Origin of the sequence: Mesorhizobium sp. M1334, from assembly GCF_040317995.1 — a bacterium.
GTDB lineage: Bacteria > Pseudomonadota > Alphaproteobacteria > Rhizobiales > Rhizobiaceae > Mesorhizobium.
Genome location: NZ_JAMYLM010000002.1, coordinates 549,351 through 562,176, shown reverse-complemented (window position 1 = coordinate 562,176; position 12,826 = coordinate 549,351). Strand labels below are relative to the sequence as shown.

The window sequence follows — 12,826 nt, the reverse complement described above, 5'->3', positions numbered from 1 at the left end:
AATGACCATCGCTTCCGATGCCATGCCATCATCTGCAGCAGCCCGGGCCAGGGACGCTACGGTGCGGCGCTTCGCGCTCACAGATGCCATATTTCGCGGACTCACCCGCGCTTCCGCAATCCTTGTGCTGGTCATCCTCGGCGGTGTCGCGATCTCGCTGTTTGCCGGCTCATGGCAGGCGCTGTCGTCCTTCGGCTTTTCTTTCCTGACGACTGAGAGCTGGAATCCGGTCACGGAAAAATTTGGCGCACTGGCGCCGATCTACGGCACCCTGGTAACGGCGGCCATCGCCATCCTGATCGCGGTTCCGATCGGCATCGGCATTGCTATCTTTCTCACCGAGCTCTGCCCGCGCCCGCTCAGGCGCCCGATCGGCATAGCGGTTGAGCTATTGGCCGGCATTCCCTCGATCATCTATGGTATCTGGGGCCTGTTCGTGTTCGCGCCATTCCTGCAGACGACGATACAGCCCTTCATCATCAACATCTTCCACGGCGTGCCGGGACTATCCAGCCTTTTCGCCGGCCCTCCTTACGGCATCGGCCTTCTGACCTCGGCGCTGATCCTCGCCATAATGGTGTTGCCCTTCATCACCTCGATCACCAAGGATGTCTTCGATACGGTGCCGGCGGTGCTGAAGGAGTCGGCCTACGGCATCGGTTGCACGACCTGGGAGGTGACCCGGCGCGTGGTCATTCCCTATACCCGCATCGGCATCATGGGCGGCGTCATGCTTGGCCTCGGCCGGGCACTCGGCGAAACCATGGCGGTGACTTTCGTCATCGGCAACGCGCATCGCATCAGTGCCTCCCTGTTCGCACCGGGCACGACGATCTCGGCGACCATCGCCAATGAATTTACTGAGGCCGACGGCGACCTCTACACCTCCTCGCTGGTCGCGCTCGGCCTGATCCTGTTCGTCATCACCTTCCTGATCCTTGCCGCCGCCCGCTATATGCTGATGCGGATCGACGCCCGTACGGGAGCCTGACCGATGTCGACATCCTCATCGCTCCACAGCCGCCGCAAAGCCAGGAATTCGGTGATGATGGCGCTTTGCGTCGTCGCCGCCGGCATCGGGCTTGCCTGGCTGGCGCTCATCCTCGGTGCGTTGGTCTACAAGGGCACAGCCGGGCTTTCGTTCGCGGTCTTCACCGAGATGACGCCACCACCGGGCGAGGCCGGCGGCCTGCTCAATGCCATCGCGGGCAGCCTGCTGATGACGATCATCGCCGTTGTCGTCGGCACGCCGATCGGCGTGCTGGCGGGAACCTACATGGCCGAGTATGGACGCTTTTCGCGCATCACTACCGTCGTCCGCTTCATCAACGACATCCTGTTGTCGGCGCCGTCGATCATCATCGGCTTGTTCGTCTATGAATTGATGGTGCGGCCAATGGGACATTTCTCGGCCATTGCCGGCGCCGTGGCGCTTGCCATCCTGGTCATTCCGGTGGTCGTGCGCACCACTGAAGACATGCTCAACCTGGTGCCGAACGCGTTGCGTGAAGCCGGTGCCGCGATCGGCGCACCACGCTGGGTGGTGATCCGTTCGGTCGCCTACCGCGCCGCATTGTCCGGCATCGTCACCGGCATATTGCTGGCGATAGCACGCATTTCCGGCGAGACGGCGCCGCTGCTCTTCACCGCGCTCAACAACCAGTTCTGGAGCAGCAATATCAACGCGCCGATGGCCAGCCTGCCGGTGACCATCTTCCAGTTCGCTCTCAGCCCTTACGAGGAATGGCAGCAACTGGCGTGGACCGGCGCACTCATAATCACCCTGACGGTTCTGGGCTTGAGCATCCTCGCCCGCAGCCTTACCGGACGCAGAGAGGACAGATGACACAGATGTTGTCCCCAGACATGACGATGACCGAAACGGTCACCGAGAAGACGAAGATCGAGGTCAAGAACCTCAACTTCTACTACGGCCAGAGCAAGGCGCTGAAGGACATCAGCCTGTCGCTGCCCGAGCGCAGCGTCACGGCCTTCATCGGCCCTTCGGGTTGCGGGAAATCGACGCTGCTGCGCGTCTTCAACCGCATCTACGAGCTCTACCCGAAACAGACCGCCGAGGGCCAGGTGCTGCTTGACGGCAAGAACATTCTCGACCGGTCGCAGGATCTCAACCTCCTCAGGACAAAGATCGGCATGGTATTCCAGAAGCCGACGCCGTTCCCGATGTCGATCTATGAGAACATCGCCTTCGGCGTCAGGCTCTACGAGAATCTCGGCAAGTCCGAGATGGACGGCCGCGTCGAGCAAGCGTTGAAGCGGGCCGCGCTGTGGAGCGAGGTCAAGGACAAGCTAAACGCCAGCGGCTTGAGCCTGTCCGGCGGCCAGCAGCAGCGGCTCTGCATTGCCCGCACCGTGGCAGTGAAGCCGGAAGTCATTCTGCTCGACGAACCGGCTTCGGCCCTCGACCCGCTGTCGACGGCCAAGATCGAGGAACTGATCGACGAGCTGCAAGCCGACTACACGATCGTCATCGTCACCCACAACATGCAGCAAGCGGCGCGCGTGTCGCGCCAGACCGCCTTCATGTATCTGGGTGAACTGGTCGAGTTCGACCGGACCGAGAAGATATTCACGTCGCCCCGCGAGAAGCGCACGCAGGACTACATCACCGGCCGCTTCGGCTGAGCCGTTCCGATCATGCATATGAGGACAGGACCATGGGCGAACACACAGTCGCTTCTTTCGACGAGGATCTCGAGCAGATCAGCAAGCTGATCCGCGACATGGCCGACCTCGCCGGTTCGATGGTCGGCGGGGCGACCAAGGCCCTGTTGAATTCCGACAACGTGCTGGCGCAACGCGTCGTCTCCGACGACGCCATCATGGACGCGCGTCAACGCGAACTGGACGACCGCGCCATCACCCTGATCGCCAAGCGCCAGCCAATGGCTCACGATCTGCGCCATGTCGTCGGAGCGATCCGCATGGCCGGCGACCTCGAACGCATCGGCGACCTTGCCAAGAACATCGCCAAGCGTGTGAGCGCGGTCGGCCTCAGCGTCACGCCGCGCGACCTTTCGCATTCCATCGATGCGATGGCGCAGCTGGTGCTCATTCAGGTGCAGGGCGTCATCGAGGAATATGCTGCAGGCGATGCGGCCGCGTTGGCCAAGCTGCGTGCCGCCGACGAGCGTATCGACGTCAAATACACGTCCGTGTTCCGCGAGCTGTTGACCTACATGATGGAAGATCCGCGCAACATCACCGCTTGCACGCATCTGCTGTTCTGCGCCAAGAATCTCGAGCGGATCGGCGACCATGTCACCAACATCGCCGAAAATGCGTATTATGTGCTGACCGGCGAGCAATTGCCGGTCAATCGTCCGAAGCAGGACGAAACGACAATGTCCGCACCGGTGACATGATGGGGGTGCCCAGCCGATGATCGCACCACGCATAATGGTGGTGGAGGACGAGGAGCCGTTGGGCGTGCTGCTCCGCTACAATCTCGAATCCGAAGGCTACCAGGTCGAGGTGGTGACACGTGGCGACGAAGCCGAGATCCGTTTGCAGGAGAATGTGCCCGACCTTCTGGTGCTCGACTGGATGATACCAGCGGTTTCCGGCATCGAGCTCTGCCGCCGGTTGCGGGTGCGCCCCGAAACCGAGCGGCTGCCGATCATTATGCTGACCGCGCGCGGCGAGGAGAGCGACCGGGTGCGCGGTCTTTCGACCGGCGCCGACGACTATCTGGTCAAACCGTTTTCGACACCGGAATTCATGGCCAGGGTCAAGGCGCTGCTGCGCCGCGCCAAGCCGGAAGTGCTGTCCAGCGTGCTGAAGGTCGGCGACATCGTGCTCGATCGCGAATCGCACCGGGTTTATCGCAAGAAGAGCGAGATCCGGCTCGGGCCGACCGAATTCCGGTTGCTCGAGTTCATGATGCGGCATCCGGGCCGCGTCTTCTCGCGTAGCCAGTTGCTCGATAATGTCTGGGGCGAGACGATCTATATCGACGAACGCACCGTTGACGTGCATGTCGGGCGGCTGCGCAAGGCCGTCAACAACGGCCGCATGCCGGATGTCATCCGCACCATCCGCGGTGCCGGTTACGCGATCCGGGAAGATTGACCCGCCTGGTCAGGCGACGTTCTTTCTGACGCCGGGCCTCATTTGCGCGCCCGGCGCGAAAATCTCCTGGTCGACGAAGCTTAACGCCCGCATCGCGCAGCCTTCGCGGATCAGCGGCAATTCGTTCGGCTCGGTATCGAAGGAGATCGAGCCCGAGTGCTGGCCGCCGGCGGTCTGGGCGATGGCCTTGCGCAAGGCCGGCTCGATCAGATCGAAGGCGGCGGCACTGGCGCCGACCATCGCGACCGGTGCCGGATCGATCAGCGCGAACAGCGAGCCGAGACCGAAACCCAGCGCTTCGCCGGCCTTGCGGTAGGCCTCGCGTTCCGGCCCATCCTTCTCGCGCGCGCGGGCGGCCAGCGCGCGCATGTCGGCGTCGCTGACGTCGGCGACCGGTTCGCTGTCTTCGCTCATCTGCCTGGCGTTGCGCCAGATGGCATAGTTGCCGGCATAGGCTTCGATGCAGCCGCGCCGCCCGCACCGGCAGAGCGCGCCGCCCGGATGATGGATCATGTGGCCAAATTCGCCGCCCGAGGAATGCGTCCCGGTGAACAGTTCGCCCTTCAGCACAAGCCCCATACCGATGCCATGCGAAAGCAGGATGGCGATGAAGTCGTCGCGATAGCGATCCGGATCGCGCCAGCGCAAAGCCACCGCCATCATATTGCAGTCGTTCTCCACCGTGGCCGGGATGCCGAATTCGTCTTCCAGCAGGTCGGCAAAGGCGATGTCGGTCTGCGGCGTGATCGGCGACCACAGCATGGCGCGTGCAGGGGAGTCGGTAATGCCCTGAATCGCCAGGGCGATGCGGGCGACACTGCGGACGTCAAGGTCTGGGTCCTCAAGCCGGCGCCGGACGATGGCCATGCATTCGCGGATCAGCTCGTCGCGCGGCATGGTCAGCGTGTCCAGCCGGCGCTGTTCCTCGGCGACCACCTGTCCCGCATAGTCGATAATGGCGGCCGACAGGAAATTCAGTGACAACACCACGGTCAGCACCGCCGCCGCTTCCGGGTTGAGGGCGAGGCCGACCTGCGGACGACCGCGTTTCAACGAAACGGCCTCACTTGCCTTGCTCTCGGCGAGGATGCCTTCCCGTATCAGGTCGGAGGAGATCGCCGATATGGTTGAATGACTGAGGCCGGTGGTGGCTGCGATCTCCGTACGCGACGGCTGGCCGGCCCGGCGCACCGCCGAGATCACCATCGCCCGGTTGCGCCGGCGCAAATCGTCGTGGCGGATTCCGACCGACATCGTTTTGCTTTCCTCCCGGTTGCCGCGGCCGCTCATGAACCGGAAGCCGTCGGTAATGTCCGACAAATAGTGTCGGATGCGGCAAATAGTGTCAGATGCAGGTGGCGCTGTCATCGTTTATTCCGGCGCTCGAAAAAACTCGCACAGTCATCAAAATCCATCAGAATCGATGTTGACAGCAGCCGGAGATCGGGCCAGTATTTTTTCGAGGCTCGAAAAAATAGAGCTTCTAAGCTGGTCGTTGAGCAATTGGTCACGCCGTACGCGGCGCAGGGAGGATATGATGAAGAAATTCACGACCGCCATTCTGGCGGGTGTCGCCATGACGCTGGCGCTGGCGTCGGTGGCGCAGGCGAAAGACAAGGTCATCGGCGTTTCCTGGTCGAACTTCCAGGAAGAGCGCTGGAAGACCGACGAGGCCGCAATGAAGGCGGCCATCGAGGCCGCCGGCGACAAGTATATTTCCGCCGACGCACAGTCCAACCCCGGCAAGCAGCTCACCGACGTCGAGAGCCTGATCTCGCAGGGTGCCAATGCGCTGATCATCCTGGCACAGGATGCCTCGGCCATCGGGCCGGCCGTGCAGAAGGCACTGGACGAAGGCATCCCGGTCGTCGGCTATGACCGGCTGATCGAGAACAAGGACGTGTTCTATCTGACCTTCGACAACAAGGAAGTCGGCCGCATGCAGGCCCGCGAAGTCTTCAAGGTGAAGCCGGAAGGCAACTACGTCTTCATCAAGGGTTCGGGTTCCGATCCGAATGCCGATTTCCTGTTTGCCGGTTCGATGGAGGTGCTGAAGGAGGCCATCGACAGCGGCAAGATCAAGAATGTCGGCGAGGCCTATACGGACGGCTGGCTGCCGGCCAACGCTCAGAAGAACATGGAACAGTTCCTGACCGCCAACGACAACAAGGTCGATGCCGTGGTCGCGGCCAATGACGGCACCGCCGGTGGCGTCGTCGCCGCGCTGACAGCACAAGGGTTGGCCGGATCGGTTCCGGTCTCCGGCCAGGACGGCGACCACGCCGCGCTGAACCGCATCGCGCTTGGCACACAGACCGTGTCGGTGTGGAAGGACGCGCGCGAGCTCGGTAAGAACGCCGCCGAGATCGCCTCGCAGCTTGCCGACGGCAAGCAGATGACCGACATTGCCGGCGTGAAGGATTTCACCACGCCCGGCGGCAACACGGTCAAGTCGCTGTTCCTGACTCCGGTCGCCATCACCAAGGATAACCTCAACGTCGTCATCGACGCCGGCTGGATCAAGCAAGAAGAGGTCTGCGCCGGCGTGGCGGCTGGCACTGTTGCGGTCTGCAACTGATCCGTCGTTTCCAAGCGTAGAGAACGCCGCGGCTGTAATGCCGCGGCGTTTTTTCAAAAAGAATTGTTTTTCCGCTTCCGGCGGATAACTTCTAGGCTGCTTCCGGCATCCGCGGCAGACGGCAACCCGGCGGGAGAAACATGATGACCGACACGACTTCCAACACGCCGGTCGACAGCACGGCAGACCGGGCGCGGGAATCCGAGCTCGGCATCGTTGCCCGGTTTCTCAAGGCAACCGAGATCGACACCCGTATGCTCGGCATGATCGGCGCGCTGTTGGTCATCTGGATCGGGCTGCATGTCGTTTCCAGCGTACGGCTCGGCGTCAATCCGTTCGACTTCGACAGCCGGACCTTCCTGACGCCACGCAATCTCTGGAACCTCTCGGTGCAGACTTCCGCCGTGGCCATAATGGCCGCCGGAATGGTGCTGGTTATCGTCATGCGCAATATCGACCTGTCGGTCGGTTCCGCCGAAGGCCTGATTGGCGTGGTCATGGGCTTTGCGCAGGTGCATTTCCTGGTGCGAATGATCGGTCTGCAACTCGGCAACCCCTGGATCTGGATCCTGGCGCTGGCCATTGGCCTGGCGCTCGGCCTTCTTATCGGAGCGTTCCAGGGATACATCATCGCTTATCTCGAGGTGCCGGCCTTCATCGTGACGCTGGGCGGCCTTCTGGTCTGGCGGGGTGCCGCATGGTGGGTCGCCAGCGGTCAGACGATTGCGCCGCTTGATGCCACGTTCCAGCTGATGGGCGGTGGGCCGGCGGGTTCGATCGGCGCGCGATGGAGCTGGATCGTCGGAATTATCGCGTGCCTGGCGGTTGTGTTCATGCTGCTCAACGGGCGGGTGCAGCGCAAGCGGTTCCGCTTTCCGTTGCGCCCGATCTGGGCCGAGACGTTCCTCGGTGTCCTCACCTGCGCTGTCATCATGGGCGCCATATGGCTCGCCAATTCCTATCCTTGGCCGGTCGGCATCGTGAACAGATACGCGGCGGCCAACAATATAACGGTTCCCGAAGGCGGGCTGTTCATCGCCCATGGCATCGCCATACCCGTGCTGATGGCTGTGGCCGTCGGGCTGATCATGACCTTCATCACCAAGCGTACCCGTTTCGGCCGCTATGTCTTCGCCATCGGCGGCAATCCGGAAGCCGCCAACCTTGCCGGTATCAACACGCGTTGGGTGACCATGAAGGTGTTCATGATCATGGGCGTGCTGGCGACGATCGCCGCGGCGATCTCGTCAGCCAGGCAGAACTCGTCGACCAATGCGCTGGGCACGCTAGACGAACTGCTGGTCATCGCCGCCGCGGTCATCGGCGGCACGTCACTTGCAGGCGGCTCCGGCACGGTGCTCGGCGCCATGCTCGGCGCACTTTTGATGCAATCACTGCAGTCCGGCATGGTGCTGCTCGGCATCGATTCACCGCTGCAGAGCATCGTCGTCGGCGCCGTGCTGGTGCTCGCGGTCTGGCTCGATACCGTCTATCGCAAACGCATTTAGGGAGGAGGAACGATCATGGCCGACAAGACCGCTCCCACGGGCACGCCGCTGATCGACATGCGCAACATCTCGATCGCCTTCGGCGGCATTCGCGCCGTCGACGATGCCTCGGTCGATCTTTTCCCGGGCGAGGTGATGGCTTTGCTCGGCCACAACGGTGCCGGCAAATCGACGTTGATAAAAATCCTGTCCGGCGCCTATAAGCGCGATGCGGGCCAGATTTTCGTCAACGGCGAGGAGGCTTCGATCTCCAACCCCCGCGACGCCAAGAAGTACGGCATCGAGACGATCTATCAGACGCTGGCGCTGGCCGACAATGTCGATGCGGCCGCCAACCTGTTTCTCGGCCGCGAGCTGATGACCGGCTGGGGTACGCTCGACGACGTCGCCATGGAGGCCGAGGCGCGCAAGGTGATGGGCAGGCTCAATCCGCGTTTCCAACGCTTCAAGGAGCCGGTGGTAAAGCTTTCGGGCGGCCAGCGGCAGTCGGTGGCGATCGCCCGCGCCATCCTGTTCAATGCTCGCATCCTGATCATGGACGAGCCGACGGCGGCACTCGGGCCGCAGGAGACGGCGCAGGTCGGCGAACTGGTCAAGCAGCTCAAGGCCGACGGCATCGGCATCTTCCTGATCAGCCATGATATTCACGACGTGTTCGAGCTTGCCGACCGTGTCTGCGTCATGAAGAACGGTCGGGTTGTCGGCACGGCGCGCACAACCGACGTCACCCAGGACGAAGTGCTCGGCATGATCATCCTTGGCAAGTGCCCACCCGGCGCCATTCCGGGGCCGGGCGCGCTGAAGATCGCCGCATGAACGAGAATTAGCCGGCTAATCACAAGCCGCCAAAATGTGCCAGCCGTCACCATGCTTTGGCCTGGCCATTGTGTTGGCGTCGGGACTTGCCCATAAAGATGCCGAACCGTCCACGGGACGTATCAGCAATTGAAGAAGCTGTTTCCGACCGTCGCTTTTATCGCCGTCGCGCTGATCAGCCTGACGATGGCGGGCTTTGCCTATTTTGCCACCCAGGAGGCGGCCCGCATAAAATTCGAGGCGACGGCGGACGACGCGCTTAACCGGATCGAAAGCCGCATCGACCTGGACCTGTCGCTGCTGCGTTCGACCCGAGCGCTGTTCGACGCGCGCAATGGCGGTATCTCGCAAGGCGAGTTCAAGGCTTTCTTCAACGCGCTCGACATCGACAATAATTTCGCCGGCCTGCGCGGCATCGGTTTCCTCCGCCTGGCGAAAACTGGCAACGAGGCGGCGGTCGAGCGCGACATCCTGCACGATCACGGCGCAAGTCATCCGATCTACCCCGACACGAACTTACCGTGGCGTACGCCCATCGTGCTGTTCGAACCGCTGGATCCGTCCAACCAATCCAGCATCGGCTACGACATGTTCACCGGGCCGGCGCGGCGCGAGGCAATCGAAAAGGCGATGGCCGACGATCAGCAGCACGCCAGCGGGCTCGTGCAGCTCGGCAAGGATACGGGTGCCGCGCAGACCTTTACCGGGTTCCTCGTCTTCGTCCGGCTCAATGTCGAAACCGCGCCGGACGCCGTGAACGCGACGAGATCCTCGACTGCCGGCTTCCTTTATGCGGCCTTCCGCGCCCGTGACCTGTTCCAGGCTGCGCTCAGTCGGGCACCATTGCTGCCGGTCAACACCGAGATCTATGACGGCACAGTTGACAGCGACAACCTGCTGTTCCAATCGGAAACGCCGCCTGTTTCGAGCCTCGGCGACAGGCTGCTGGTCACCCGCAAGATCACCGTCGCCGGGCGGCCGTGGGTCGTCCTGTTCAGGCCGACAAGTGCTTTCTCGCAACCTTCCTCGCGCGCCATCCCGGTGATGCTCGGATTGTTCGGACTGCTGCTTGCGGGCGCCATCGCGCTGGTGGCCCGCTATCAGGAGCGGGCCTATGAGGCGATCTCGCTGCTTCACGAAACGACCGAAAAGAGCCTGCTGGAAAAAGACCTGATGCTGCAAGAGATGAAGCATCGCATCAAGAACTCGATCACGCGGGTGCTGGCAATCGCGCGCCAGACAGCATCGCACACCACCGACGTCCAGGAATTCTCGGCTTCTTTCTCGGCCCGGCTGCAGGCGATGGCGGCTTCCCAGGACATGCTGACGCGCTCACGCTGGCAGAAAGCCGATCTCGGCGACCTGCTGCGCATCGAGCTAGGCCAGGTGTTCGGCAGTGAGCTTCCTGAAGGGCTGCTGTCGGGACCGCAGGTTCTTCTCGATGAAAAGACGACGCAGGCACTCGGCCTCGTCTTTCACGAACTGGCGACTAACGCGCTGAAGCATGGCGAAGCCGGCAATTCAGTCGGTGCGCTGAAGGTCGACTGGTCGCTCGAAGGAGGTAGCGGCGCCCGGACATTGGCTCTCAACTGGCGCGAGGCCGGTCAGAAGAAGCTCGCGACACCGGCAAAGAGCGGTTTTGGCACCAGACTGATCGATCTCAACATCACACGCGAGTTGCGTGGCACAATCAGGCGCGATTTTCGCGAAGATGGCTTGAACGTGGAAATCAAGGTTCCGCTGCCGGCCTGAAACGCCATCTTGTGGGCTGCGTCGCAACAGCGCTTTGAAAGGGCAAACGCGGAGACAGGTGGCCTGCCTCCGCGTTTGCTGTTCGCCTGGAGCTCGAAACTAGTTGCAGCGAGCTGTGTAAATCCGGCCGTGACGATCTCTGTATTGGCAGTAGCCATTTTGCAGACGGCGAACCAGCAGACCGCCAATCGCACCAGCGCCGGCGCCGATCAAAGCGCCCTTGCCGCCGCCGACAGCGCCACCAATGAGCGCGCCGCCCACAGTGCCGATACCCACGTTCTCTTCCGTGGTGGTGCAGCCGCTGACCGCAACCACGGCAACCATGGCAATAATCATCTTCCGCATGGAGTCATCCTCACTTTTGTCCTCACTTTAATAAGCTCCAGCCGCCATTTAGCATGAAAGTTCGGCCTTTGCCCGCACGATTTCATTGTTGATTAAGATAGTCTTTTTCGGGGCGTGCGCCGTTCGATGCTACCACGAACCCGGAAATCTCCAAGGACGCATCGAGCGTACCGTCGGGACGCACGTTCCAGACGATCCTGTCATAGTCCTCGAGCGCCGGATCGACGGCAAGGCATCTGGCGACGAGATGTTGGGCCTGGCCCTGCAGGTCGGTGACCGCGAATGGGCGCGGCCGAGCACTCGGGCAGTGGTTTCAAAGCGATCAAGCAGAGGCGAGCTCGATCAGATCAGCTGGGACGCGGCGGTCAGGACGATCGCGACCATAAGCGCGACGGCGGCGAAGCGGAGGGGCGAAGCACGAGGCGCGGGCGCTGCGGACGCTTCGGGATCCTGAAAACCGCCCATCGAGACGCGAGCGGCCTGTTCCAGTCTGTTCAAGTCGGCAGCCGTCAAGGCCCATCCCTTTCATTTTGTGCCAAACTCAATCGATGGATCGACACGTCGGACAGGATCGGACTTTATGGTGAACAGTCGGTTAAAGTTGGCGATGCGCAGAAGCCTTCTCGCGGCGGCGGCCGCTCGTTCAATCCGTCTCGAAATTGCCGTGAGGAACGACAAGGCGGTATTCGAGGCGGTTCCCGGTGATCTCAAGTGTCGCCGTTCCATTCAACGATGTGGGTACGACGCGTTCAAGCGCGACGCTGCCAAAACGCTTCTCGCTACGCTGATTGTCATTGGCTCCGATCACTTCGGCCCATGTCAGCGACAGCGCAGGCTCGCCAGCGGAAGCTGCCGTCAGATCGGCCGTCACCTCGACGAAACCGTCGCTGCGCGACAGCGCGCCATAGCTGACCGAATTGAGGGCGAGCTCATGCATGGCCAAGCCGATGTGCAAGGCGGCATTGGGGTTGAGATATGGATTTGCGCCGCGGAAACGCAGGCTGTGTACGGGGTCCGCGCCGTACCTGCCGACCTGACCGGAAACCAGCTCCCGCAGCGCTGCGCCCCGCCAGTTGGATGACGTGACCAGGTCCTGCGAGGAGGCCAGCGACTGCAATCGGCCCCGGAAACGCGTGAGGAAATCGTCAATGCTGCCGGAATAACGGCCCGTCTGGGTGGCGATGCTCTGGATGATGGCCAAGAGGTTCTTGGAGCGATGACTGACTTCACGCAGCAGCGCCTTCAGCGTCTGCTCCCGGCGTTTCTGCTCGGTTGTTTCGACCATTGTGGTCACGATGCCCTGCACCGCGCCGGTGTCGCTGCGGTCGGCGTCGATCCACACCTGAAACCAGCGGGCGCCATCATCGGCCGGCACGCTGAGTTCGAGATGTTGAGGATTGCCGGAGACGATGACGTCGTGCTTGGCAGCGCCGATACGCTCTGCCTGCGCCGGCGGCAAGATGCCGTTGTTGTCGGAGGCATCGGAAGTCCATGGTGCGCGCATGTTGCGCGCCCACACAGTTTTCATCTCGCGATCTTGGTATAGAACGGAAACCCCGGCATTGTGCAAAGCGTGAAGAAGGGCTCGGCCAAGCTGCATTCCGCTTTCGGCGGGATGCGGAGCGATGATCTCATCACTCTGGCCGCGGTCTTTCATTTTTCCGACTCTGGAACGCATCGGTCAATTTTGCTCAACCCACGTCGAGCTGAACGGCTCAGGGTAAAATGGGTTCCA

At 62.1% G+C, this 12,826-nt stretch carries 13 protein-coding genes and 1 pseudogene; 9 read left to right on the top strand and 5 right to left on the bottom strand.

Annotated elements, in window-relative coordinates:
* The first annotated feature begins 1 nt into the window (after nucleotide 1).
* The 5 genes from pstC to phoB are packed head-to-tail and all read left to right on the top strand — an operon-like array spanning nucleotide 2 to nucleotide 4,092.
* Nucleotides 2–991, top strand: coding sequence for a phosphate ABC transporter permease subunit PstC (pstC, locus tag NKH17_RS06220; protein ID WP_254816570.1), 990 nt, complete (start codon nucleotides 2–4; stop codon nucleotides 989–991).
* 3 nt (nucleotides 992–994) lie between these two features.
* Complete coding sequence (gene pstA / locus NKH17_RS06215) at nucleotides 995–1,846, top strand: phosphate ABC transporter permease PstA (protein WP_023720929.1); 852 nt, start codon at nucleotides 995–997, stop codon at nucleotides 1,844–1,846.
* Nucleotides 1,843–2,646, top strand: coding sequence for a phosphate ABC transporter ATP-binding protein PstB (gene pstB, locus NKH17_RS06210; protein WP_254816571.1), 804 nt, complete (start codon nucleotides 1,843–1,845; stop codon nucleotides 2,644–2,646). The genes pstA and pstB overlap by 4 nt, the downstream gene beginning before the upstream one ends.
* A 32-nt stretch (nucleotides 2,647–2,678) precedes the next feature.
* Nucleotides 2,679–3,386: a phosphate signaling complex protein PhoU gene (gene phoU / locus NKH17_RS06205; RefSeq protein ID WP_254816572.1), complete on the top strand. Its 708-nt coding sequence runs from the start codon at nucleotides 2,679–2,681 to the stop codon at nucleotides 3,384–3,386.
* A 16-nt stretch (nucleotides 3,387–3,402) separates the two neighbouring features.
* Nucleotides 3,403–4,092, top strand: a complete 690-nt coding sequence (phoB, locus tag NKH17_RS06200; RefSeq protein WP_031212149.1) for a phosphate regulon transcriptional regulator PhoB — start codon at nucleotides 3,403–3,405, stop codon at nucleotides 4,090–4,092.
* A gap of 9 nt (nucleotides 4,093–4,101) precedes the next feature.
* On the opposite strand, the gene NKH17_RS06195 is transcribed toward phoB, so the two are convergent.
* Nucleotides 4,102–5,346 carry an ROK family protein gene (locus NKH17_RS06195; protein ID WP_352898245.1) on the bottom strand — a complete coding sequence of 415 codons (1,245 nt, stop codon included), beginning with the start codon at nucleotides 5,344–5,346 and terminating at the stop codon, nucleotides 4,102–4,104.
* Between the two features lie 283 nt (nucleotides 5,347–5,629).
* Here NKH17_RS06195 and xylF point away from each other — a divergent pair, with 283 nt between their 5' ends.
* The 4 genes from xylF (at nucleotide 5,630) to NKH17_RS06175 (ending at nucleotide 10,746) form a co-directional block, all read left to right on the top strand.
* Nucleotides 5,630–6,670 (top strand): D-xylose ABC transporter substrate-binding protein, encoded by a 1,041-nt coding sequence (gene xylF / locus NKH17_RS06190; protein ID WP_352898248.1) that lies wholly within the window; start codon nucleotides 5,630–5,632, stop codon nucleotides 6,668–6,670.
* Between the two features lie 143 nt (nucleotides 6,671–6,813).
* Complete coding sequence (locus NKH17_RS06185) at nucleotides 6,814–8,178, top strand: sugar ABC transporter permease (RefSeq protein ID WP_352898250.1); 1,365 nt, start codon at nucleotides 6,814–6,816, stop codon at nucleotides 8,176–8,178.
* A gap of 15 nt (nucleotides 8,179–8,193) precedes the next feature.
* Nucleotides 8,194–8,994 carry an ATP-binding cassette domain-containing protein gene (locus NKH17_RS06180; RefSeq protein WP_254816576.1) on the top strand — a complete coding sequence of 267 codons (801 nt, stop codon included), beginning with the start codon at nucleotides 8,194–8,196 and terminating at the stop codon, nucleotides 8,992–8,994.
* Nucleotides 8,995–9,123: 129 nt separating this feature from the next.
* Nucleotides 9,124–10,746 carry a CHASE domain-containing protein gene (locus NKH17_RS06175; RefSeq protein ID WP_352898252.1) on the top strand — a complete coding sequence of 541 codons (1,623 nt, stop codon included), beginning with the start codon at nucleotides 9,124–9,126 and terminating at the stop codon, nucleotides 10,744–10,746.
* Between the two features lie 99 nt (nucleotides 10,747–10,845).
* Here the strand turns inward: NKH17_RS06175 and NKH17_RS06170 are convergent, their stop codons facing one another.
* From NKH17_RS06170 to NKH17_RS06155, 4 genes and pseudogenes are all read right to left on the bottom strand, one after another.
* The gene (locus tag NKH17_RS06170) at nucleotides 10,846–11,091 is read right to left on the bottom strand and encodes a YMGG-like glycine zipper-containing protein (RefSeq protein WP_006328050.1); all 246 of its coding nucleotides are present in this window, start codon (nucleotides 11,089–11,091) and stop codon (nucleotides 10,846–10,848) included.
* Between the two features lie 82 nt (nucleotides 11,092–11,173).
* Nucleotides 11,174–11,380: pseudogene (locus NKH17_RS06165) on the bottom strand (hypothetical protein); the annotation flags it as partial.
* Between the two features lie 53 nt (nucleotides 11,381–11,433).
* A complete protein-coding gene (locus NKH17_RS06160) occupies nucleotides 11,434–11,604 on the bottom strand; it encodes a hypothetical protein (protein ID WP_254816578.1) in 171 nt (56 codons plus the stop codon).
* A 130-nt stretch (nucleotides 11,605–11,734) separates the two neighbouring features.
* Nucleotides 11,735–12,769, bottom strand: a complete 1,035-nt coding sequence (locus NKH17_RS06155) for a sensor histidine kinase (protein ID WP_352898255.1) — start codon at nucleotides 12,767–12,769, stop codon at nucleotides 11,735–11,737.
* Nucleotides 12,770–12,826: the final 57 nt, after the last annotated feature.

What these genes read in the sequence shown, in the direction of transcription:
- NKH17_RS06185 (WP_352898250.1), top strand. Translation starts at nt 6,814, where the DNA reads ATGACCGACACGACTTCCAACACGCCGGTCGACAGCACGGCAGACCGG.
- NKH17_RS06170 (WP_006328050.1), bottom strand. Translation starts at nt 11,091, where the DNA reads ATGCGGAAGATGATTATTGCCATGGTTGCCGTGGTTGCGGTCAGCGGC.
- pstB (WP_254816571.1), top strand. Translation starts at nt 1,843, where the DNA reads ATGACACAGATGTTGTCCCCAGACATGACGATGACCGAAACGGTCACC.
- phoB (WP_031212149.1), top strand. Translation starts at nt 3,403, where the DNA reads ATGATCGCACCACGCATAATGGTGGTGGAGGACGAGGAGCCGTTGGGC.
- pstA (WP_023720929.1), top strand. Translation starts at nt 995, where the DNA reads ATGTCGACATCCTCATCGCTCCACAGCCGCCGCAAAGCCAGGAATTCG.
- NKH17_RS06195 (WP_352898245.1), bottom strand. Translation starts at nt 5,346, where the DNA reads ATGTCGGTCGGAATCCGCCACGACGATTTGCGCCGGCGCAACCGGGCG.
- NKH17_RS06155 (WP_352898255.1), bottom strand. Translation starts at nt 12,769, where the DNA reads ATGCGTTCCAGAGTCGGAAAAATGAAAGACCGCGGCCAGAGTGATGAG.
- pstC (WP_254816570.1), top strand. Translation starts at nt 2, where the DNA reads ATGACCATCGCTTCCGATGCCATGCCATCATCTGCAGCAGCCCGGGCC.
- phoU (WP_254816572.1), top strand. Translation starts at nt 2,679, where the DNA reads ATGGGCGAACACACAGTCGCTTCTTTCGACGAGGATCTCGAGCAGATC.
- xylF (WP_352898248.1), top strand. Translation starts at nt 5,630, where the DNA reads ATGAAGAAATTCACGACCGCCATTCTGGCGGGTGTCGCCATGACGCTG.
- NKH17_RS06180 (WP_254816576.1), top strand. Translation starts at nt 8,194, where the DNA reads ATGGCCGACAAGACCGCTCCCACGGGCACGCCGCTGATCGACATGCGC.